The 19125-nt window shown below is 63.6% G+C and carries 22 protein-coding genes; 10 read left to right on the top strand and 12 right to left on the bottom strand.

Annotated elements, in window-relative coordinates; translation table 11 throughout:
- Window positions 1-54: 54 nt before the first annotated feature.
- A complete protein-coding gene (locus MJ956_RS13970; protein ID WP_253965110.1) occupies window positions 55-663 on the bottom strand; it encodes a YqgE/AlgH family protein in 609 nt (202 codons plus the stop codon).
- Window positions 664-865: 202 nt separating this feature from the next.
- Between MJ956_RS13970 and MJ956_RS13965 the strand changes: the two genes are divergently transcribed.
- From MJ956_RS13965 to MJ956_RS13955, 3 genes are all read left to right on the top strand, one after another.
- Window positions 866-1702: a protein-disulfide reductase DsbD domain-containing protein gene (locus tag MJ956_RS13965; protein ID WP_253965054.1), complete on the top strand. Its 837-nt coding sequence runs from the start codon at window positions 866-868 to the stop codon at window positions 1700-1702.
- Between the two features lie 92 nt (window positions 1703-1794).
- Window positions 1795-2280 (top strand): peroxiredoxin, encoded by a 486-nt coding sequence (locus tag MJ956_RS13960; protein WP_206455423.1) that lies wholly within the window; start codon window positions 1795-1797, stop codon window positions 2278-2280.
- 46 nt (window positions 2281-2326) lie between these two features.
- Complete coding sequence (locus MJ956_RS13955) at window positions 2327-3106, top strand: HNH endonuclease (protein ID WP_253965053.1); 780 nt, start codon at window positions 2327-2329, stop codon at window positions 3104-3106.
- On the opposite strand, the gene rnhA is transcribed toward MJ956_RS13955, so the two are convergent.
- Genes rnhA through ispH form a run of 3 tightly spaced genes read right to left on the bottom strand, consistent with a single transcriptional unit; the run spans window position 3084 to window position 5508 of the window.
- Window positions 3084-3563: a ribonuclease HI gene (gene rnhA / locus MJ956_RS13950; protein ID WP_253965052.1), complete on the bottom strand. Its 480-nt coding sequence runs from the start codon at window positions 3561-3563 to the stop codon at window positions 3084-3086. The two genes, MJ956_RS13955 and rnhA, sit on opposite strands and share 23 nt — an antisense overlap.
- Window positions 3560-4540, bottom strand: a complete 981-nt coding sequence (locus MJ956_RS13945; RefSeq protein ID WP_253965051.1) for a homoserine kinase — start codon at window positions 4538-4540, stop codon at window positions 3560-3562. The genes rnhA and MJ956_RS13945 overlap by 4 nt, the downstream gene beginning before the upstream one ends.
- Before the next feature lie 2 nt (window positions 4541-4542).
- A complete protein-coding gene (ispH, locus tag MJ956_RS13940; RefSeq protein WP_253965109.1) occupies window positions 4543-5508 on the bottom strand; it encodes a 4-hydroxy-3-methylbut-2-enyl diphosphate reductase in 966 nt (321 codons plus the stop codon).
- A gap of 287 nt (window positions 5509-5795) precedes the next feature.
- Between ispH and MJ956_RS13935 the strand changes: the two genes are divergently transcribed.
- Complete coding sequence (locus tag MJ956_RS13935; RefSeq protein ID WP_253965050.1) at window positions 5796-6131, top strand: PilZ domain-containing protein; 336 nt, start codon at window positions 5796-5798, stop codon at window positions 6129-6131.
- A gap of 5 nt (window positions 6132-6136) precedes the next feature.
- On the opposite strand, the gene MJ956_RS13930 is transcribed toward MJ956_RS13935, so the two are convergent.
- The 7 genes from MJ956_RS13930 to coxB all read right to left on the bottom strand — a co-directional run bounded on the left by MJ956_RS13930 (window position 6137) and on the right by coxB (window position 12801).
- Window positions 6137-6943, bottom strand: coding sequence for an SURF1 family protein (locus MJ956_RS13930; RefSeq protein WP_253965049.1), 807 nt, complete (start codon window positions 6941-6943; stop codon window positions 6137-6139).
- Window positions 6933-7319: a DUF983 domain-containing protein gene (locus tag MJ956_RS13925; protein WP_253965048.1), complete on the bottom strand. Its 387-nt coding sequence runs from the start codon at window positions 7317-7319 to the stop codon at window positions 6933-6935. The genes MJ956_RS13930 and MJ956_RS13925 overlap by 11 nt, the downstream gene beginning before the upstream one ends.
- Before the next feature lie 92 nt (window positions 7320-7411).
- Window positions 7412-8290, bottom strand: coding sequence for a cytochrome c oxidase subunit 3 (locus MJ956_RS13920; protein ID WP_253965047.1), 879 nt, complete (start codon window positions 8288-8290; stop codon window positions 7412-7414).
- Window positions 8291-8408: 118 nt separating this feature from the next.
- Window positions 8409-9044, bottom strand: a complete 636-nt coding sequence (locus tag MJ956_RS13915) for a cytochrome c oxidase assembly protein (RefSeq protein WP_253965046.1) — start codon at window positions 9042-9044, stop codon at window positions 8409-8411.
- Window positions 9045-9176: 132 nt separating this feature from the next.
- Window positions 9177-10121 (bottom strand): heme o synthase, encoded by a 945-nt coding sequence (locus MJ956_RS13910; protein ID WP_256477885.1) that lies wholly within the window; start codon window positions 10119-10121, stop codon window positions 9177-9179.
- Window positions 10122-10258: 137 nt separating this feature from the next.
- The gene (ctaD, locus tag MJ956_RS13905) at window positions 10259-11860 is read right to left on the bottom strand and encodes a cytochrome c oxidase subunit I (protein ID WP_253965045.1); all 1602 of its coding nucleotides are present in this window, start codon (window positions 11858-11860) and stop codon (window positions 10259-10261) included.
- Window positions 11861-11889: 29 nt separating this feature from the next.
- Window positions 11890-12801, bottom strand: coding sequence for a cytochrome c oxidase subunit II (gene coxB / locus MJ956_RS13900; protein WP_256477884.1), 912 nt, complete (start codon window positions 12799-12801; stop codon window positions 11890-11892).
- 373 nt (window positions 12802-13174) lie between these two features.
- Between coxB and MJ956_RS13895 the strand changes: the two genes are divergently transcribed.
- From MJ956_RS13895 to MJ956_RS13885, 3 genes are all read left to right on the top strand, one after another.
- Window positions 13175-13693 carry an invasion associated locus B family protein gene (locus MJ956_RS13895; protein WP_253965044.1) on the top strand — a complete coding sequence of 173 codons (519 nt, stop codon included), beginning with the start codon at window positions 13175-13177 and terminating at the stop codon, window positions 13691-13693.
- Window positions 13694-13823: 130 nt separating this feature from the next.
- The gene (gene tldD / locus MJ956_RS13890; RefSeq protein WP_253965043.1) at window positions 13824-15239 is read left to right on the top strand and encodes a metalloprotease TldD; all 1416 of its coding nucleotides are present in this window, start codon (window positions 13824-13826) and stop codon (window positions 15237-15239) included.
- A gap of 100 nt (window positions 15240-15339) precedes the next feature.
- Complete coding sequence (locus tag MJ956_RS13885; protein WP_253965042.1) at window positions 15340-16044, top strand: NAD-dependent deacylase; 705 nt, start codon at window positions 15340-15342, stop codon at window positions 16042-16044.
- 50 nt (window positions 16045-16094) lie between these two features.
- Here MJ956_RS13885 and pdxH read toward each other — a convergent pair whose 3' ends face one another.
- Window positions 16095-16715 carry a pyridoxamine 5'-phosphate oxidase gene (gene pdxH / locus MJ956_RS13880; RefSeq protein WP_253965041.1) on the bottom strand — a complete coding sequence of 207 codons (621 nt, stop codon included), beginning with the start codon at window positions 16713-16715 and terminating at the stop codon, window positions 16095-16097.
- Between the two features lie 70 nt (window positions 16716-16785).
- On the opposite strand from pdxH, the gene MJ956_RS13875 reads away from it, so the two are divergent.
- From MJ956_RS13875 to MJ956_RS13865, 3 genes are all read left to right on the top strand, one after another.
- On the top strand, window positions 16786-17214 hold the full coding sequence (locus MJ956_RS13875) for an RT0821/Lpp0805 family surface protein (RefSeq protein WP_253965040.1): 429 nt from the start codon (window positions 16786-16788) through the stop codon (window positions 17212-17214).
- Window positions 17215-17341: 127 nt separating this feature from the next.
- Window positions 17342-18307 (top strand): DnaJ C-terminal domain-containing protein, encoded by a 966-nt coding sequence (locus MJ956_RS13870; protein ID WP_253965039.1) that lies wholly within the window; start codon window positions 17342-17344, stop codon window positions 18305-18307.
- Between the two features lie 137 nt (window positions 18308-18444).
- Window positions 18445-19125 (top strand): SDR family oxidoreductase (locus MJ956_RS13865; RefSeq protein WP_253965038.1); only part of this gene is annotated, 681 nt, incomplete at its 3' end.

Raw genomic sequence — 19125 nt, 5'->3', positions numbered from 1 at the left:
CGGGAAAACCCCGGACGGCCAAGATGGCCGGAATTTGGCTCCGCCCGCCAGGGTCTAGGCGTGGCCGGCATCGCTGGCCAGGAACGCGGCATCGATACCGAGCAAGGCGAGGGCACGGCCGTATTTCTGGTCGAGCCGGTTATCGAAGACGATGCCGAGGTCGGCCTTGCAGGTCAGCCAGCCATTCGCCGCGATCTCGCTCTCCAGTTGCCCCGGCGCCCAGCCGGCATAGCCGAGCGCCATGATCGCGGTCTTCGGGCCGATGCCTTGCGAGATCGCCTTGAGGATATCGAGCGTCGGGGTGAGCGAAATCCGGTCGTCCACCGGCACGGTCGAGTCGGAATCGTAATCGTCCGAATGAAGCACGAAGCCCCGGCCCTTTTCCACCGGACCGCCCATGCAGACCGAAACCTCCATCCCCTTCTCCGGCAGGTGGATGTCGGTTTCGCTGGCGACGATGCCGAGTTGGGTCAAAAGAGCGGGAAAGCTGACCGGCTGCGGTTTGTTGATGATGAAGCCCATCGCCCCGTTCGCCGAATGGGCGCAGACATAGATGACGCTGCGCACGAAGCGCTCGTCCTCCATGCCCGGCATGGCGATCAGGAAATGCCCCTCGAGCGTAGTATCGATGCCGTCCTGTCCGATGTCGTGATCCACGTTCATGGCAACCACACATTGTTCCCGAATGTCATTGCGAAGGGTCTCATCATTCGCAGAATTAGACCAGAGCGGACGCATCACGCCCACGGGTGAAAATTCAGCCTTCTCGTCATTTTGAATGGCGCGCGGACCACCATACGCACTAGTGAGGCTTGACGGTGGCCGTCTTCGCCCGATTTCGTCCACCGCACGATGGGAGTGGATCATGAGACCGACCAGTCTGATGGAGCGCGGCTTTGCCGGCGCGCTCGGCCTTGCTCTTCTGGCCAGCGAAGCTCACGCCGAAGGCAATGGCGCGACGCTGGCGACCGACCAGGTCACCATAAGCCTGGCTCGCGAGAACGCCATGCCGGACGGCACGGTGCGCGGCGCGCTGGTCGTCGATCTCGCGCCGGGCTGGAAGACCTACTGGATCGACCCCGGCGCTTCCGGCATCCCACCGACGATCGATTTTTCCGAAACCCGCGGGCTCGGCGGCGCAACGCTTCGCTTCCCAGCCCCGCACCGCCTGGGCGACGATATCAGCCGAGCCAACGGTTACAAGCAGCCGGTCTCGATCGCCTTCGAACTCGCGCCGAAGCCGCAGGCCGCGATCGGACCGATCGAAGCGCAGATCCTGCTCGGCGTCTGCAGTGAAATATGCATCCCGGTGCAGGCGACGCTCACCGGCGAAAGCGAGGCGGCCGTCGACGCGCCGCTCGTCGCCGCGGCGTTCTCGGCTCTGCCGGACCGATCCGGCGATGTCGGCCGGATCCGATCGGCGGTCGCCGACGCCAAGGGTGACTGGCTGACGATCACCGCCGAATATGACGGGGCAGCCCACGCACCGGATCTTTTCGTGCGGGGGCCGGAAGGCTGGTATTTCGGCGAACCTGCCGCCCCGACCAGCCAAGGGGACGGCTTCGTGTTCAAGGTGGAGGTGGTGGAGCGCCCGCGCGCCGCCGAGGGCGCTCCGGAGACGATCGACGTGGTCTTCACCGATGGGCCGCGCGCCTTCGAGGCCAACGACATCGCGGTCGCGCCCAGACCGCCGCAGGGCTGACAGGCTCGACAAAAGCGCTGGGTGCCCCACATCCGGCATCGCTGGCGCTTGGCCAGGGTCAAGCCGCTTGGCGGCGCAGAGAGGGACGAAATATGGCTATCGGCGTAGGCGACAAGCTTCCGAACGCGACATTGAAGACCAAGGTGCCGGACGGGCCCGCCGATCTGTCCACCGACGAGATCTTCGCCGGCAAGAAGGTCGTGCTGTTCGCCGTGCCCGGCGCCTTCACGCCGACCTGCTCGATGAACCATCTGCCCGGTTTCCTGACCCATAATGACGAGATCCGCGCCAAGGGCGTCGATACCATCGCCGTCGTCGCGGTCAACGACGTGTTCGTCATGAGTGCCTGGGAAAAGGCCAATGACGCGGCCGGCAAGATCCTGTTCCTGTCGGATGGAAACGGCGAATTCACCAAGGCCGTCGGCCTCGACGTCGACCTGTCGGTGGCGGGCCTCGGCGTGCGGTCGAAACGCTATTCGATGATCGTCGAGGACGGCGTCGTCAAAGCCCTGAATGTCGAGGAATCACCGGGTCAGGCGGACAAATCCTCGGCCGAGGCGCTGCTCGAACAGCTCTGAGGAGGGGCCTAGCGATGGCATCTTAATTGCTGAGGACTCCTGGAATATGGTGAGAACGAGCGCGCCGATATGGATCCAGCGGGCAGGTCAGCTATGGCCATATCTGGTTGAACAAGCTGAGAAGAATGAGACGGCGACATACGGCGACGCCGGTGAGCATATCGGTATTCACCATCGCATAGTGAGGCATGCGCTCGGCCCGATACAACGGTACTGCCTGAACTCCGGACTGCCCATTCTGACAGCACTGGTAGTGCGTCGGGGCGACGGCCTTCAGGGCAATGGCTTTCTTGGGCGAAGTGACGAAATCGGACGTGTTTTGAGTTTCGATTGGAAGAAGATCGAAAACCCATTCTCAACAGTCGCGGAATCTGACCTCAACAAGCTCGCCCGCCGTGTATTGCGCGATCCGTCGAAGTCCAAAGAGGTGTTTGCGCTAATAAGAACTCGTGGCGATGAGCAACGCATATTCAGAAAAATTTTGATTAAAGCATACAGATCAAAATGCGCCGTATGCGGCACCACTTTTCTTGAATGCTTGGAAGCGAGTCATATCATTCCGTGGAGCGGGAGCAAGCCCGAAATGCGAATAGATCCAAGAAACGGAATTCTCCTCTGCTCACTTCATCACAATTTTTTTGACAAATCCATCATCAATATCGGCCCTGATTATACGATCCATTTCAAAGGAGACGGCCGGAGAACAGAATACGGTGAATACGATAGATTCATTGGATCAAATTTCGACAACAATACTTTGTATCTACCTATAGATCCTAAACTTCACCCTAAGAAGGAATGGCTTAGGGAACGCGCGGGCCGGTAGAAATGGTTGCCTTCCTCTTGAACGGCTCCATGCCGGCGCGGGCGAGTTCGTCGGCACGCTCGTTGAGTTCATTGCCGTCATGGCCGCGAACCCAGTGGAACGTGACCTCGTGGCGACCCTTCTCCGCTTCGAGCCGCTGCCACAGCTCGGCATTCTTCACCGGCTTCTTGTCGGCGGTCTTCCAGCCATTGCGCTTCCAGCCGTGAATCCATTTGGTGATGCCGTCGCGCATATAGGTGGAGTCGGAGTACAGATCGACGGCGCAGGGCCGCTTCAAAGCGGCCAGCGCCTCGATCACGGCCGTGAGCTCCATGCGGTTGTTGGTGGTCAGTTCCTCGCCACCCTTCAACTCCTTGGCCGCGCCGTTGAAGCGCAGGATCGCGCCCCAGCCGCCCGGCCCCGGATTGCCCGAACAGGCGCCGTCGGTATGGACCTCGACCCGGTTCGTCCCGCTCATGCCTTCATCCGTTCCGTATCGAACCCGTAACCCGAAGCGCTGTCGACCGAGCGGTGGAAGCGCAGCTTGCGCAGATATTCCTTCGGGTCCTTCTTGGTCACGAAGGAGCCCTCCGGCGTGTTCAGCCAGTCGTAGAGCCGCGTCAGCAGGAAGCGCAGCGACGCGCCGCGACACAGGACGGGAAGCACCGCCAGTTCCTCGTCCAGCAATGGCCGTACGGCGGCGTAGCCCTCCAGCAACGCCCGGCCCTTGGTCACGTTGAAGCTCGCATCCGCTTCAAAGCACCAGGCACAGAGGCCGATGGCCAGGTCATAGGCCAGGAGATCGTCGCAGGCAAAATAGAAGTCGATCAGGCCGGACAACTCGCCGGCGAGGAAGAAGACGTTGTCGGGGAAGAGATCGGCGTGGATGATCCCGCGCGGGATATCCGCCGGCCAGTTCGCTTCGAGGAACGTCAGTTCCGCCGCGATTTCGTCCGACAGACCCGCCTCCACCTCATCGGCGCGACCGTGGCAGCTGTCGAACAGCGGTCGCCAGTCGGCGAGTGCCAGCCCATTGGCCCGATGCAGCCGGAAATCGGCTGCTTCCGCGTGCATGCGTGCCATCGCGCCGCCGACGGCCCGGCAATGTTCCGCCGACGGCCGCCGGGTCCACATGCCTTCCAGAAAGGTGAAGATCGCCGCCGGGCGGCCGGAGAGTTCTCCGAGCGACTCGCCGGCGCGCGTGTGGACCGGCAGGGGGCAGGACAGCCCGCGCTCGGCCAGATGCTCCATCAGCCCGACGAAGAACGGCAGGTCGCCCCGGTTCACCCGCTTTTCGTAGAGCGTCAGGATGAAGGTCCCGCAGCCGGTACGCAGCAGGAAGTTCGAGTTCTCGACGCCCTCGGCGATGCCCTTGTAGCTCAGCAGCGGGCCGAGGTCGTAGTCGGCGAGAAACGCCGTCAGCTGCGATTCCGAAACGTCCGTATAAACCGCCACGCTCAGACCTGACCGTTCACGAAGGCCATGTCGGCCGCCGTCAGCGGCGTCTCGCGAAGGCTGCGCATGACCGGGAAGTTCTCGTTCTCCTCGGCTGTCCGCACCAGTTCGATCCCGACCTCGAATCGCTCGCGGAAGGCACCGACGATGGCGTCGATGAGGATTTCCGGCGCCGAGGCCCCGGCCGACATCGCGATGATGCCATCGGGAACGACCGCGTCCCAGGGAATGTCCGCCACGCCCTCGACCAGGACGCCCGTTGCCGCGCCGAAGCGCTCCGCCACTTCGACCAGCCGGCGCGAATTCGACGAGTTCGGCGCGCCGACGACGAGGAAGACGTCGGCGCCGGGGGCGGCGGCCTTCACCGCCTCCTGCCGGTTGGTCGTGGCATAGCAGATCGATTCCGACGAGGGCGCGTGCAACGCCGGGAACTTCGCCTGCAACGCTTCCACGATGCCGATCGTGTCGTCCACCGACAGCGTAGTCTGGGTGACGAAGCCGAGGGTGGCCGGATCGCTCGGGACATAGGCGGCGACATCCGCCTCGGTCTCGATCAGGGTTACTGCGCCCTCGGGCAACTGGCCCATGGTGCCGACGACCTCCGGATGACCGCGATGTCCGATCAAAAGAACATGGCGGCCGAGCCGCATGTGGCGCATCGCCTGCTTGTGAACCTTCGAGACCAGCGGGCATGTGGCGTCGAGGTAAAGCATCTCCCGCGCCTCGGCCGCCGCCGGCACCGATTTCGGCACGCCATGCGCCGAAAAGACGACTGGCTGACCGTCGTCAGGAATGTCATCGAGTTCCTTGACGAAGACCGCGCCCATGTTGCGCAAGCCTTCGACGACATAGCGATTATGGACGATCTCGTGCCGGACATAGACCGGGGCGCCGTATTTCTTGAGCGCCAGCACCACGATCTGGATCGCCCGGTCGACGCCGGCGCAAAAGCCGCGCGGCTCGCACATGCGGATCGTCAGTTTCGGCTTTGCGGCGGGGACGGGCAAGAATGGCTCCGGTGTTGGCGGGATCGATCGGTCGGCGGGCCGAATGAAGGGATCGGCCCGGGATGTGTCAAGTCTTGCCGTCCCTACAGCATGATACCGGCGACCGGAACGAGTTTTCGCAACTCGCCCATGAGGCTTCACGACCAGCGAGCGCGCGGCTGCCGCCGTTAAGGCTAACGATCGCTTTCGGTTGGCAGCGGCCGAGCTGAGATTTACTCAGGATTGCAAATGAATTCAGGAGAGGCGCGATGCTCGAACAAAGACGCAAGCGCAGAAACCGGGTCTGCCTGGCCGGCGCCGTCACCTGCGGCCCCGAAAGCGCGATCCTGCCTGTCCGGATCAAGAACCTGTCCGATCATGGCGCCGAAATCGTCGCTGCGGATGGATACATTCCCTCGCGCGATGTCGAGTTTTCCGTTCAGCGGGATGACGCGCGGATCAGATCGGCCAAGGTCGTCTGGCGCCGAATGCGGCATTTCGGCCTCGAATTCAGCGACGGTCGCGACGACCGGGGCGATACGGAGGCCACGGTCCGGCGGCTCTTGTCCGATCTCGGCAGTTCCAGCTGGACCTGCGGCGGCTGACCGTCTCAGCCCGAGGCGCCGGCGGCTGGCCGAGCCGCGCGGCGATCCCGCACCACGAGCAGGATCGTCATCACGGCCAGTACGAAGGCCAACCCGTACCAGGTGACGGCGTATTGCAGATGGCTGTTGGGAATGTCGACGACAGTCGTTCCCCCGACCGGCCAGCCGCCGGGTGCGCGTCCCGGCCCGGCATCGACGAAAAACGGCAGCAGCCTCGCGCCGCTTGCGAGTGTCAGCCCCTCGGCCATCGCACCGAGATCGCGCCAGTAGAAGGTCCGCTTGGCCGGATCGTTGTCGGGGACGAAATAGCCGGACTTCCGGTCCGGCGCGTTTCTGGCAAGACCCGTAATCGTCACGCGTTCCTTGAGTTGCCCCTCGGTCCGCGTCGATGGATCGCGCATCTCGTAGGGCACGAAGCCGCGATTGACGAAGAGGATGTCGCTACCGGTGGTAAGGAACGGCGTGTAGACGTTCCAGCCGGCCTGACCCTCGAATGTCGACAGAAAATAGCGCTCGCCCTCATGCAGAAATCGACCCTCGGCCGTCACCGGCGTGTAATCGACGTCGCCGGTTTCGGCGAAGCGGGCGACAAGCGTGTCGAGGTCGATCGGTGTTGCTCCTGCCCGCTGCTCGATCCGCGCAATCAGACCTTCCTTCCAGTGAAGCCGCTCGACTTGCCAGGTGCCGAGCACGACGAGGATCGCAATGCCGACGAGGCAGCCCCCCAGCGCCAGCCAGAAGCGCCCGCGCGGCATGCGGCCTCGCGCGTCGGCCTTTGCGCCGGGGTTCACGGGAGCGGTATCACCGGTCACGGTCAAGGCGTCCTTCCGATGCCTGGTGCTTGTACTGCAGTCCGATCATCAGCCCCTTGAGACCGCGCAGCAGCGGCAGGCTCAAGATCAGTGTCAGCGGCAGCCACAGCAGGAGATGCACCCACAAGGGCGGGCCGACCGCGACCTCCAGCCACAGAGCTAGCCCGACGACGACGAATCCGATGAGCAGGATGACGAACACCGCAGGACCGTCGCCGCTATCGATGAAGGCGTAATCGAGATCGCAGTTGGAACAGCGCGGCGCGATGGTCAAAAAGCCCGAAAACAACCGCCCCTCGCCGCAGCGGGGACAGCGGCCTCGCAATCCAGCCCTGGCCGGCTCGGCCAGCGTATGCGGCGCCCTGTCCTCGCCCATCGGTTCAGCTCCTGAAAATGCAAGAGGCGGTCGCTCACGCGCCGCCTCCTCCACAACTCCATAACATCGCCTCCGGCCGGCTGATAACCGCCTTAGCCCTCGGCGATCGGCGCGCCCCAGCTGCCCCAGATATAAATGCAGAAGAACAGGAACAGCCAGACGACGTCGACGAAGTGCCAGTACCAGGCGGCCGCCTCGAAGCCGAAATGCTTCTGCGGGGTGAACTGTCCCTTCATCGCCCTGATCAGGCAGACAATGAGAAAGATCGTCCCGACGATGACGTGGAAGCCGTGAAAGCCGGTCGCCATGAAGAAGGTCGAACCATAGATCGAGCCGGCGAAAGCGAACGGCGCATGCGCGTATTCGTAGAACTGGACGTAAGAGAAGATCAGGCCGAGAATGATGGTCAGCGCCAATCCCCAGATCAGCCCCTTGCGGTCATTGTGCAAGAGGGCGTGGTGAGCCCAGGTGACCGTTGTGCCCGACAACAGCAGCGTGATGGTGTTGAACAGCGGCAGGTGCAGCGGGTCGAGAACGTCGATGCCGACCGGCGGCCATTGTCCGCCGAGCGCTTCGACCCGAGCGGTCTGAACGGCCTCATTGGGAAAAAGGCTGGCGTCGAAGAACGCCCAGAACCAGGCGGCGAAGAACATTACCTCGGAGGCGATGAACATGATCATGCCGTAGCGAAGATGCAGCGACACGACACGGGTATGGGCGCCCTCGCGACCCTCCTTGATGGTGTCCGACCACCAGGCGAACATCACATAAAGGACGATGGCGAGGCCCACAAAGAACAGCCAGGGACTGGCAAAGTCCACGCCGAAGACCACGAACTGGTTGCCAGCGAATTGGCGCATCCAGCCGACCAGGCCGAACAGCATGACAAATGCGCCGATCGAGCCGATGAAGGGCCACGGGCTCGGATCGATGATATGGTAGTCGTGGTGCTTGGCGTGCGCTTCTGCCATTATAGGTCCCCGGTCTTATCCTCTTATGCCCGGCGATCTGCCTATCGGAGATCGTGAGCCAATTCCAGCTTCACTCTTGCCTGTGTCATGCGTGCCGGACCAGCCGTCACGCACTGTCTCACAATCTGTTCGTCGTCGGGTCGCCGCCCTCGCCCGTCTCAGGCGCAGCCGCAATGGACTCGTCCGGATCGTCCATCTTGAAGAACGTGTAGGACAGGGTAATGCCCGGCGCATTCTTCAATTCGTCCGCTTCCAGCATGTCCGGGTCGATATAGAACACGATCGGCATGTCGAGCTCTTCGCCCGGCTGTAGCGTCTGGTTATCAAAGCAGAAACAGGCAATCTTGTTGAAGTAGACCCCGGCGGCGTTGGGCGTGACGTTGAAGGTCGCCTGCCCGGTGACCGCCTTGTCCGAATTGTTTTTCACCCGATAGGACACCTCCCGCGTCTCGCCGAGCTTGACAGTGACCTGCCGGTCATTGGGCTGGAACGTCCAGGGAAGATCGGTGGCGACATTGCCGTCGAAGCGCACGATCACCGTGCGATCGATGACACGACCGGAGCCGGTTTCCGCCCGCTGGGTCGTGCCACCGTAACCCGTGACCTGACAGAACAGCTCGTAAAGCGGCACCGAAGCATAGGCCGCGCCGATCATGCCGACGGCAAAGGCCGCGCAGGAAACGGCGATGACGATGCCTTTGCGCCCGGCCGTGCGGGTTTGGATCCCCGAGGGATTGTGCTCGCCGCCGCTCATGACGACATCTTCGCGATCGAGACAAAATAGAAAATGACGACCAGCGCCACGAGGACGACGCCGATCGCTATCGAACGGTGTCGCCGCGCCCGCTGCTGCGCATCGGTGAGCCTTATGCGGTCCTCTTCCACATCAGGCTCCGATCATGGTCTGCACAGGCCCGAAAAGGGCCTCCGCCAGGAGAATCACGAACAAGCCGAACAGATAGAAGATGGAAAAAGCAAACAGCCGCTTGGCGGGGATCATCGTTTGATCACCGTCGGCCATGCGCAGTGTCGCATAGGCATGCCGGAGAAATTTCGCACCGAGCAGGATGGAGGCGATGCCGTAGACCGGTCCGGCAAAACCCAGCAGCCAGGGAGCGACACCGACCGGCACAAGCGCCAGCGAGTAGAGGAAGATCTGGATTCGCGTGGCGCGCTCCCCGGCGACATTCGGCAGCATCGGCACGCCGGCATTGTCGTAATCCTTCAGCTTGAACAGCGCCAGCGCCCAGAAATGCGGCGGCGTCCAAAGAAAGATGATCAGAAAGAGGACGATGCTCTCGACCGCAACGCCGCCGGTGACGGCGGCCCAGCCAATCATCGGTGGAAACGCGCCAGCGGCGCCGCCAATGACGATGTTCTGCGACGTCGAGCGCTTCAGCCACATCGTGTAGACGACGGCGTAAAAGAAGATCGTGAAGGCGAGCAGCGCGGCGGCGAACCAGTTCGCGGCAAGGCCCAGCATCGAGACCGCGAGCAGCGACAACCCGAGCCCGAAGGCCAGCGCCGTCTCCGGCTCGATACGACCGGTCGGAATCGGCCGCGTCGCCGTTCGCGTCATGACGCCGTCGATATCGGCATCGTACCACATATTGAGCGCGCCCGAGGCGCCCGCGCCGATCGCGATCGACAGGATCGAGATGACCGCCAGCGTCGGATGCAGGGAGCCCGGCGCCAGCGCGAGGCCGGTAATCGCGGTGAGAACCACCAGCGACATGACCCGGGGCTTGAGCAGCGCGAGGAAGTCTAGCGGCTCGGCGAGGCTGACGCCGCTGGAGCGGATTTCGCTATTGGTGGTGCCAAGAAGCGTCAAGTCGAACCTCGAACTCGTCCGTTTGACCGGTTTTCCGGTCGGGCCGGGCGGCTTCCCGGCAGGGAAGCGCCCGAATTGACGCGCCCGATCCGAAGACCGTAGCGCCTTTACCATTCCGCGTCAGCCAGAGCCGCGCACTACTTCACCCGGGGCAGTTCTTCCCACTGGTGATAGGGCGGCGGCGAGGACAGCTGCCATTCGAGCGACGTCGCGCCCGCGCCCCAGGGATTGGGTCCGGCGATCCGCTTTTTCGCGAAGGCTTCCCAGATCCCATAGAGGAAGATCAAGACGCCCACCGCGGAGAGGTAGGAGCCCATCGACGACACGAAATTCCAGCCCGAGAACGCTTCCGGATAGTCGACGTAACGACGCGGCATGCCGGCGGCGCCAAGGAAATGCTGCGGGAAGAACAGGATATTCACGCCGATGAAGGTGGTCCAGAAGTGAATTTTGCCGACCGTCTCGTTGTACATGTAGCCGGTCATCTTCGGGAACCAGTAGTACCACGCGGCGAAGATGGCGAAGACCGCGCCGAGCGACAGCACGTAGTGGAAGTGGGCGACGACGTAATAGGTGTCGTGCAGCACACGGTCGAGACCGGCATTGGCCAGCTTCACCCCGGTCACACCGCCGACCGTGAACAGGAAGATGAAGCCGATCGCCCATAGCATCGGCGTCTTGAACGACAGCGAGCCGCCCCACATCGTCGCGATCCACGAGAAGATCTTGATGCCTGTGGGCACGGCGATGACCATCGTGGCGAAGACGAAGTAGCGCTGGGTGTTGAGCGAAATGCCCGTGGTGTACATGTGGTGCGCCCACACCACGAATCCGACGACGCCAATCGCGACCATGGCGTAGGCCATGCCGAGATAGCCGAACACCGGCTTCTTGGAGAAGGTCGAGATGATGTGGCTGACGATACCGAAGGCCGGCAGGATCAGGATGTAGACCTCCGGGTGACCGAAGAACCAGAACAGATGCTGGAACAGGATCGGGTCGCCGCCACCGGCCGGCGTGAAGAACGTCGTGCCGAAGTTGCGGTCGGTGAGCAGCATGGTGATGCCACCCGCGAGAACCGGCAGCGACAGCAGCAGCAGGAAAGCGGTGACCAGCACCGACCAGGCGAACAGCGGCATCTTGTGCAGGGTCATGCCCGGCGCCCGCATGTTGAGGATGGTGGTGATGAAGTTGATAGCGCCAAGGATCGACGACGCGCCGGCGATGTGCAGCGAGAAGATCGCGAGATCCACGGCGGGACCGGGATGGCCCGAGGTCGACAGCGGCGGATACAACGTCCAGCCTGTGCCGGCACCGTTCGAGCCCGGGGCACCCTCGACGAACATCGACAGGATCAGCAGCGGGAAGGAAACGGCAAGCAGCCAGAACGAGATGTTGTTGAGACGTGGAAACGCCATGTCCGGCGCGCCGATCATGATCGGCACCATCCAGTTGGCAAAGCCGCCGATCAAGGCCGGCATCACCATGAAGAAGATCATGATCAGGCCGTGCCCGGTGGTGAACACGTTATAAACCTGCGGATCGCCGAAGATCTGCAAGCCTGGCTCCTGCAGCTCCATACGCATCGCGACAGACAGACCACCGCCGATGATGCCCGCGCAGATCGCGAAGATCAGGTAGAGCGTCCCGATGTCCTTGTGGTTCGTCGAATACACCCATCGCGTCCAGCCGGAAGGCTTGTGAGCGTCGTGGGCGTCGTGGGTGGCGCCATAGGCCATTGTCGATCTCCCTCAAACCCTGTTCGTGTTCAGCGGCCGGCAACCGCGATGGCGGACGCGGAGTCGATCCCAGCGGTCAGCTGCGCGTTGGCGTCTTCCAGGTCTTGCGAGGCGGCGGCGTACCAGCTGGCAAACTGCTCCTTCGAAACGACCCGAATAGCGATCGGCATGTTGTAGTGAGCCTGACCACACAGCTCCGAGCACTGCCCGTAGAAGATGCCTTCCCGCTGCGCCTCGAACCAGGCTTCATTGATGCGGCCGGGGACGGCATCGACCTTGACGCCCATGGACGGCATCGCGAAGGCGTGAATGACGTCCGCGGAGGTCGACAGCAGACGAATCACCGTATCGACCGGGACAACCATTTCGTTGTCGACTGCCAGGAGATGGGGATAGGCCCCCTTGTCCTGCTTGCCGACGCCGTCACGATCCTCGTCGAGCAGCGGATAGGATTCGAAGGAAACCGGCTCGGCCTGCGCCTCGGCGGACGTTGCGACCGGCTGGTATTCATAGCCCCAATACCACTGGTACCCGGTTGCCTTGACGGTCAGCTCCGGCTCGCTCGGCGGGTTGTACTGCGCGGTCAGAAGCTGGAACGACGGGATCGCCAGAAACAGGAGAATGATCACCGGTGCGACGGTCCAAACGACCTCGATCAGCGTATTGTGACTGGTACGCGAAGCAACCTGGTTGCGGCTCTCGCGGAAGCGGTAGATGGACCAGGCCAAAAGCGCCGCGACGATGATGGTGATCGGAATGATGAAGGCCAGGGCGTACCAGTTGAACCAGCGGATCTGCTCCTGGATCGGGGACATGGCGTCCTGGAGTGTCATCTGCCACTGATGCGGCTGTCCCGGAAGCAAGACCGCCTCCTGCGCAAGGGTAGCCCCGGTCGTCGCAATGAACGCCGCTGCCGCAAAGATCGATCGTCTCACTCGCATTGTCTCCCTGTCGCGCTCGCGTCAGTTTCCGGTCCCGGACTGGATACTGCCTGGATCAGGCTCACGCCAGCACCCAAAACATACGATAATCCGAATATGTCCGGTAGCCCATCGCTTCAAACCACGAAACCCGCTTTTCCGCAACATCTTAGAGTGCCATTCGCTTGCGGCATATTCGCGATGTCGCGGGCATAATCCGAGCAACATCAGTCGCTAGCGAGGTTTGCGCGTGGGAAAACCGCCCGCGCGCTGCTCGTTTCGTGCGATTGTCGCACGCGGCGGCCCTACGCCTCGCCGGCAGGCGTTGCCGCCGGTAACCAATTATTTGCCATAGATGCGGCAAATGGGAAGCAAGCCTGATTCGGATTTTGCGATGAAACATGTCCTTTTGCCGCGCCTCGCGGTCTTCGTCCTGATCGCCGCCGCGGCAGCCATTCAACCGGCCGCGGCACAATCCGGTGCGACCGGAACGGTCAAGTCCCAACACGGCGCCTGGGCTGTGGTCTGCGATCAGCCAGCCGGCGCGTCCGGCGAACAATGCGCCCTGCTTCAGAACGTCGTCGCCGAAGACCGGCCTGAAATCGGCCTGTCGATCGTCGCGCTGAAGACGGCGGACCAACAGGCCCGCATCCTGCGCGTGCTGGCACCGCTCGGCATTCTTCTGCCCAACGGGCTCGGATTGTATGTCGACGGCAATGACATCGGCAGAGCACAGTTCGTGCGCTGCTTCCAGGACGGCTGCTTCGCGGAGGTGATTCTCGCCGACGAATTGCTGGAAACCCTGTCCAGCGGCAAGATGGCGACCTTCATCGTCTTCCAGACGCCCGAGCAGGGCATCGGCATCCCCGTCGATCTCAACGGGTTCCAGGAAGGCTTTGCCGCCCTGCCCTGATCGCCGCCGGCGCGAAGGAGCGGCGCAACCTGCACCGCACGCCGTCCGTAACCGCTGTCCCCGACCGTTGGCATCGGGCCGGCGCGCTCTTATGTCGTGGCTTGTGAATCTTTCGACCGAGGAGCCTGCCATGACCGCGTCGCTGATCGAGCGCTTCGATATTTCCCGGGCCGAGATCGACGCGATCCTCTGCGAGACGCTTCACGGCGCGGACGACGGCGAACTGTTCCTTGAATATCGCGAATCGGAATCGCTGGTTTTCGACAATGGCCGCCTCAAGGCCGGCAATTTCTCCACCGACCAGGGTTTCGGCCTGCGCGCGGTCGCGGGCGAAGCGGTCGGCTACGCCCATGCGGGGGATTTTTCAGACGCCGCCCTGAAACGCGCGGCCCAGGCCGTTACGGCCGTGAAGACCGGTCATGGCGGGACCTATTCCGAGCCGCCCGCCGGCACCAATGCCAAGCTCTATGGCGACGAGAATCCAATCCCCTCACCGGGTTTCGAGGCAAAGGTCCGGCTTCTCCAGGACATCGACGCCTATGTGCGCGCCAAGGGCGAGGATGTGCGCCAGGTCTCGGTGACGCTCGGCTCGCAATGGCAGACGGTCGAGATTCTGCGCGCCGACGGGCGGCTGGCCAAGGATGTGCGGCCGCTGGTGCGAATCAATGTTTCGGTGGTCTGCGGCAGGGACGACCGGCAGGAATCGGGCTCGTTCGGCGCCGGAGGACGGACCGGGTTCGGGGCATTTTTCGTGACCGAAAGTTGGCAGCACATCGCCGACGAGGCGCTGCGTCAGGCCCGGGTCAATCTCAGCGCCGTCGCCGCCCCGGCCGGCACCTTCGACATCGTGCTCGGTTCCGGTTGGCCGGGCGTCATGCTGCACGAGGCGGTGGGCCACGGCCTGGAGGGCGACTTCAACCGCAAGAAGACCTCCGCCTTCGCCGGTCTCATGGGCAGCCAGGTGGCGGCCAAGGGCGTCACCGTCGTCGACGACGGCACCATCGCCGAGCGGCGCGGCTCGCTGACGATCGACGACGAAGGCACGCCGACGAACCGGACCGTGCTGATCGAGGATGGCAAGCTGGTCGGTTACATGCAGGACCGCCAGAACGCCCGGCTGATGGGGATGGCGGCCACCGGCAACGGCCGGCGTCAGTCCTACGCCCATTCGCCGATGCCGCGCATGACCAACACCATGATGCTGGAAGGGCCGCACACGCCGCAGGAGATCATCGCCTCGGTCAAGGACGGCATCTATGCCGTCTCCTTCGGTGGCGGCCAGGTCGATATCACCAGCGGCAAGTTCGTGTTCGGGTGCACCGAGGCCTACCGGATCCGCGACGGCAAGGTCGAGGAGCCGGTGAAGGGCGCGATGCTTATCGGCAACGGGCCGGAGGCGATGCATCGGGTGTCGATGATCGGCAACGACGTCGCTCTCGACACCGGCATCGGCATGTGCGGCAAGAGCGGTCAGGGCGTGCCGGTCGGAGTCGGCCAGCCGCATCTGCGCATGGATCAGGTGACGGTCGGCGGCACCGAGGCTTAAAGGGCACTTTATTCCTCGGGGCGGGACTATAGGTTCCTGCCCGAAACTATCATTTCTCATGGCCCGATTCAGGCCGACTTCGACGAAGCGACCGACACCTTTGCGCCCCTCTTCCATCCTCATCCTGACCGGCGCCGGCATCTCCGCGGAGTCCGGCGTCGAAACCTTCCGCGACAAGGGCGGGATCTGGTCGCGGGTGAAGCTGGAGGACGTGGCGACGCCGGAAGGCTTTGCCCGCGATCCGGCGATGGTGCATGCGTTCTACAACGCGCGCCGCGCTGGGCTCTCCACGGTCGAGCCCAATGCGGCCCATCATGCCCTCGCCAAGCTGGAACGCCTCCATGAAGGCGCGGTCACGCTGGTCACGCAGAATATCGACGATCTGCACGAACGGGCCGGCTCGCGAAACATCGTCCACATGCATGGCGAACTCACCAAGGCGTTCTGCGCGGCCTGCGGCGCCCACTCGGTTGCGGCGGGCGATCTGAGCGTCGATCTCACCTGTGCCGCCTGCGGGCATGCTGGCAGCATGCGTCCGGACGTGGTCTGGTTCGGCGAGGGTCCCTATCATATGGACGACATCTACAAGCGCCTCATGATCGCCGATCTGTTCGTCTCCATCGGCACCAGCGGCGCCGTCTATCCCGCCGCCGGCCTCGTCGCCGAGGCGCGCGCCGCCGGGATCCGAACCCTGGAACTCAATCTCGAGCCGTCGGACGGCACGCCGCTTTTCGACGAGGCCCGCCACGGCAGGGCCAGTGTTCTGGTGCCGGAGTTCGTCGCCAAAATCCTCACCCAAAGCTGACGCGGCCGCCGTCTTGGCCTCGATACAGGATACCGTCGAGCAGGCGGCGGTTACGGATACAAGCGTTCGACGCTCCAGGGCTCGCCTTGCCCCTCGCGCCAGAAGACCGCCCGGTCATGCAAGCGGAACTGGCCATCCTGCCAGAATTCGATCTGCATCGGCACCAACCGGAATCCCGACCAGTGCGGCGGTCTCGGGATCGGAGCGTCGCCATATTGCGCGTCGAGTTCAGCGACCCGGCGCTCCAGCAGCGCCCGGCTTTCGAGCCGCCTCGACTGGTCCGATGCCCAGGCGCCGACCCGGCTGCCGCGCGGCCGCGCGGCAAAATAGACGTCGGCCTCCGCGTCGCTGACAATCTCGACCGGCCCGCGCAGCCGCACCTGACGGCGCAGCGACTTCCAATGAAAGCACATGGCGGCCTTGCGGCTAGCCAGAATCTGCCGGCCCTTGGCGCTTTCGAAATTGGTGTAGACGACGAAGCCCCGTTCATCGAACCCCTTCAGGAGCACCATCCTGACATCCGGCAGCCCGTCTTCGTCGACACTGGCCAGCGCGGTCGCGCCCGGATCGTTCGGTTCAGCTTCGCCGGCCGCCTCCAGCCACGCGGAGAACAGGGCATAGGGATCGTCTCCGACCGGCTTTTCACCAAGGGTTAATAGTTCCTTCGTCATATTGAACCTGACTTACCTTTTCGGAACACCTTGCCGAATCGCGCGCGGCGACCTTAGACATAAGAGATTGATGGCACCGTTCAAAACTCTTTCCATGACCGCGCTTCTGCTCAGCCTCGGCGGATGCGTCGTAGCGGGACCGGGGCTCGGCGACATGGTGGATGAAAGCCTCATCACCGGCTCCATCGCGCCGGCGGTCAAGCCCGCGCCGGCCGGCGTCCTGGAAGGTCCGGACCAGATCTCGGACCGCCGGACGGTGCGCAACGCCGTCTCCGCGGCGGATATCGAGGGCGCCGGCGGGCGCTATGCCTGGGCCAACCCGCAGACCGGCGCCAGCGGCGTCATAACGGCGCTGCAGGAAGTGCGCGCGGGACGGCAGATCTGCCGGAAATTCCAGACCTCGCGCCAGCGCTTCGATGGCATCGCCCTCTACAATGGCGAGGCTTGCACGGTGGGCGAAGGCGAATGGGCGCTCGTGCGGTTCGACGAAAATCGCTAGCTTGCCTTTGCCGGCCGGCGGTTCGCCCTTAAATTTACCACCTCCCGCCTACATATAGGCTTCTGACGCGGCCTGGCCGCTGTTCCTCGTTCGAAATCCGTCCGCACCGTGAAGGACCCATTGCCTCATGCGCGATCCTTACGCCGCTCTTGGCGTCGCAAAATCCGCGAGCGAGAAGGAGATCAAATCGGCCTTCCGCAAGCTCGCCAAGCAGTATCACCCGGACGCCAACGCGAAGGACCCCAGCGCCGCCGCGCGTTTCAACGAAGCCAACCAGGCCTACGAGATTCTCGGTGACAAGGAGAAGCGGGCGCAATTCGACCGCGGCGAGATCGATGCCGAAGGCAAACCGAAATTTCAGGGCTTCGCCGGCTTCGGCGGCGGTGCGGGCGGCAGTCCGTTCGCCGGACGACGCGCCGGCCAGCCGGGAGGGTTTGAATTCCGCTCGTCGGGCCGGACGGAGGATTTCGGCGGGGAGAGCGCGTTCTCCGACTTCTTCGAGCAGGCATTCCGCGGCGCGGGCGCCGGCAGAGGGGGTGATCGCGCCGGCTTCTCGGCGGCGCGCGAAGCGGCGGCGAAGGCACCCGACATCAAGGCCAATCTCAGGGTGCGGCTTGCCGACATCGTCTCGAACGAAAAGGTCGAGGCCATCTTCCCGAATGGGAAGCGCCTGGCGATCCGGCTTCCCGATGGCGTCGAAGACGGGCAGACTATCCGCCTGAAGGGACAGGGCCAGCCGGCGGTCTATCCGGGCGGAGCGGCCGGAGACGCGCTCGTGACCATCAACGTCGTCGCGCATCCGCGGTTTCGGGTCGAGGGGCGCGATCTCGTTCACGATCTGCCGGTTCCGCTGAAGACGGCGGTGCTCGGCGGCAAAGTCGAGGTGGAGACGCTGGACGGACGAATCGCGCTGTCGATCCCGGCCTGGACGGATTCCGGCAAGACCTTCCGTCTTCGCGGCAAGGGCCTGACCACCAAATCCGGAGGCAGGGGGGACCTTCTGGCCACCGTGCGGGTCATGTTGCCGACCGGCGATCACGAACTCGAGGACCTGCTGCGGCAGCGGGCCGAAAGCGAGAACGCGGCGGGCTGATCGGCCGCTTCGCCACGCGTTCATCGAGCGACCGCTCGGGACTGTCCCGGGCGGCCGCGCTTGATGGCCGGGCGGGCCTATGTCATACCCGCCGCCGCAAAACCATCGATTGCCAAGACATGTGAAGGAACAACGCCATGGCCCAGTCGACCGGTCTGATGGACGGCAAGCGCGGCCTCGTCATGGGTGTTGCGAACAACCGCTCGATCGCCTGGGGTATCGCCAAGGCCCTTGCCGCACAGGGCGCCGAGATCGCGCTGACCTATCAGGGCGATGCCTTGAAGAAGCGTGTCGGGCCGCTCGCGGACGAGATCGGCGCCGTTCTTGCCGGACATTGCGACGTGACGGACGAGACGACGATCGACGCCGTCTTCGCCGATGTCGAACAGCGCTGGGGCAAGATCGACTTCCTCGTCCACGCCATCGCCTTTTCCGACAAGGACGAGTTGACCGGACGCTATGTCGAGACGTCGCGGGAAAACTTCCGCAAGACGATGGACATTTCCGTCTACTCCCTGACGGCGGTCGCGGCGCGGGCGGAGAAACTGCTGGTCGATGGCGGCTCGATCCTGACGTTGACCTATTACGGCGCCGAGAAGGTCATGCCGCACTACAACGTCATGGGTGTCGCCAAGGCGGCTCTCGAGGCGTCAGTGCGCTATCTCGCCGTCGATCTCGGCAAGCAGGCGATCCGGGTCAACGCCATCTCGGCCGGGCCGATCAAGACGCTGGCCGCCTCCGGTATCGGCGATTTCCGCTACATTCTGAAGTGGAACGAGTACAACTCCCCGCTCAAGCGCACCGTAACCACCGACGAG

Source organism: Aurantimonas marianensis (assembly GCF_024195285.1).
Classification (GTDB): Bacteria; Pseudomonadota; Alphaproteobacteria; order Rhizobiales; family Rhizobiaceae; genus Aurantimonas; species Aurantimonas marianensis.
Note: the sequence above shows the minus strand (reverse complement) of the source record. Positions and strands in the feature narration are given on the sequence as shown.

Bases quoted from the DNA above. Each gene is read 5' to 3' on its own strand.
- MJ956_RS13970 (WP_253965110.1), bottom strand. From the start codon at position 663: ATGAACGTGGATCACGACATCGGACAGGACGGCATCGATACTACGCTC.
- MJ956_RS13965 (WP_253965054.1), top strand. From the start codon at position 866: ATGAGACCGACCAGTCTGATGGAGCGCGGCTTTGCCGGCGCGCTCGGC.
- MJ956_RS13960 (WP_206455423.1), top strand. From the start codon at position 1,795: ATGGCTATCGGCGTAGGCGACAAGCTTCCGAACGCGACATTGAAGACC.
- MJ956_RS13955 (WP_253965053.1), top strand. From the start codon at position 2,327: ATGGTGAGAACGAGCGCGCCGATATGGATCCAGCGGGCAGGTCAGCTA.
- rnhA (WP_253965052.1), bottom strand. From the start codon at position 3,563: ATGAGCGGGACGAACCGGGTCGAGGTCCATACCGACGGCGCCTGTTCG.
- ispH (WP_253965109.1), bottom strand. From the start codon at position 5,508: ATGTGCGAGCCGCGCGGCTTTTGCGCCGGCGTCGACCGGGCGATCCAG.
- MJ956_RS13935 (WP_253965050.1), top strand. From the start codon at position 5,796: ATGCTCGAACAAAGACGCAAGCGCAGAAACCGGGTCTGCCTGGCCGGC.
- MJ956_RS13925 (WP_253965048.1), bottom strand. From the start codon at position 7,319: ATGGGCGAGGACAGGGCGCCGCATACGCTGGCCGAGCCGGCCAGGGCT.
- MJ956_RS13920 (WP_253965047.1), bottom strand. From the start codon at position 8,290: ATGGCAGAAGCGCACGCCAAGCACCACGACTACCATATCATCGATCCG.
- MJ956_RS13915 (WP_253965046.1), bottom strand. From the start codon at position 9,044: ATGAGCGGCGGCGAGCACAATCCCTCGGGGATCCAAACCCGCACGGCC.
- ctaD (WP_253965045.1), bottom strand. From the start codon at position 11,860: ATGGCCTATGGCGCCACCCACGACGCCCACGACGCTCACAAGCCTTCC.
- coxB (WP_256477884.1), bottom strand. From the start codon at position 12,801: ATGCGAGTGAGACGATCGATCTTTGCGGCAGCGGCGTTCATTGCGACG.
- MJ956_RS13895 (WP_253965044.1), top strand. From the start codon at position 13,175: ATGAAACATGTCCTTTTGCCGCGCCTCGCGGTCTTCGTCCTGATCGCC.
- tldD (WP_253965043.1), top strand. From the start codon at position 13,824: ATGACCGCGTCGCTGATCGAGCGCTTCGATATTTCCCGGGCCGAGATC.
- pdxH (WP_253965041.1), bottom strand. From the start codon at position 16,715: ATGACGAAGGAACTATTAACCCTTGGTGAAAAGCCGGTCGGAGACGAT.
- MJ956_RS13875 (WP_253965040.1), top strand. From the start codon at position 16,786: ATGGCACCGTTCAAAACTCTTTCCATGACCGCGCTTCTGCTCAGCCTC.
- MJ956_RS13870 (WP_253965039.1), top strand. From the start codon at position 17,342: ATGCGCGATCCTTACGCCGCTCTTGGCGTCGCAAAATCCGCGAGCGAG.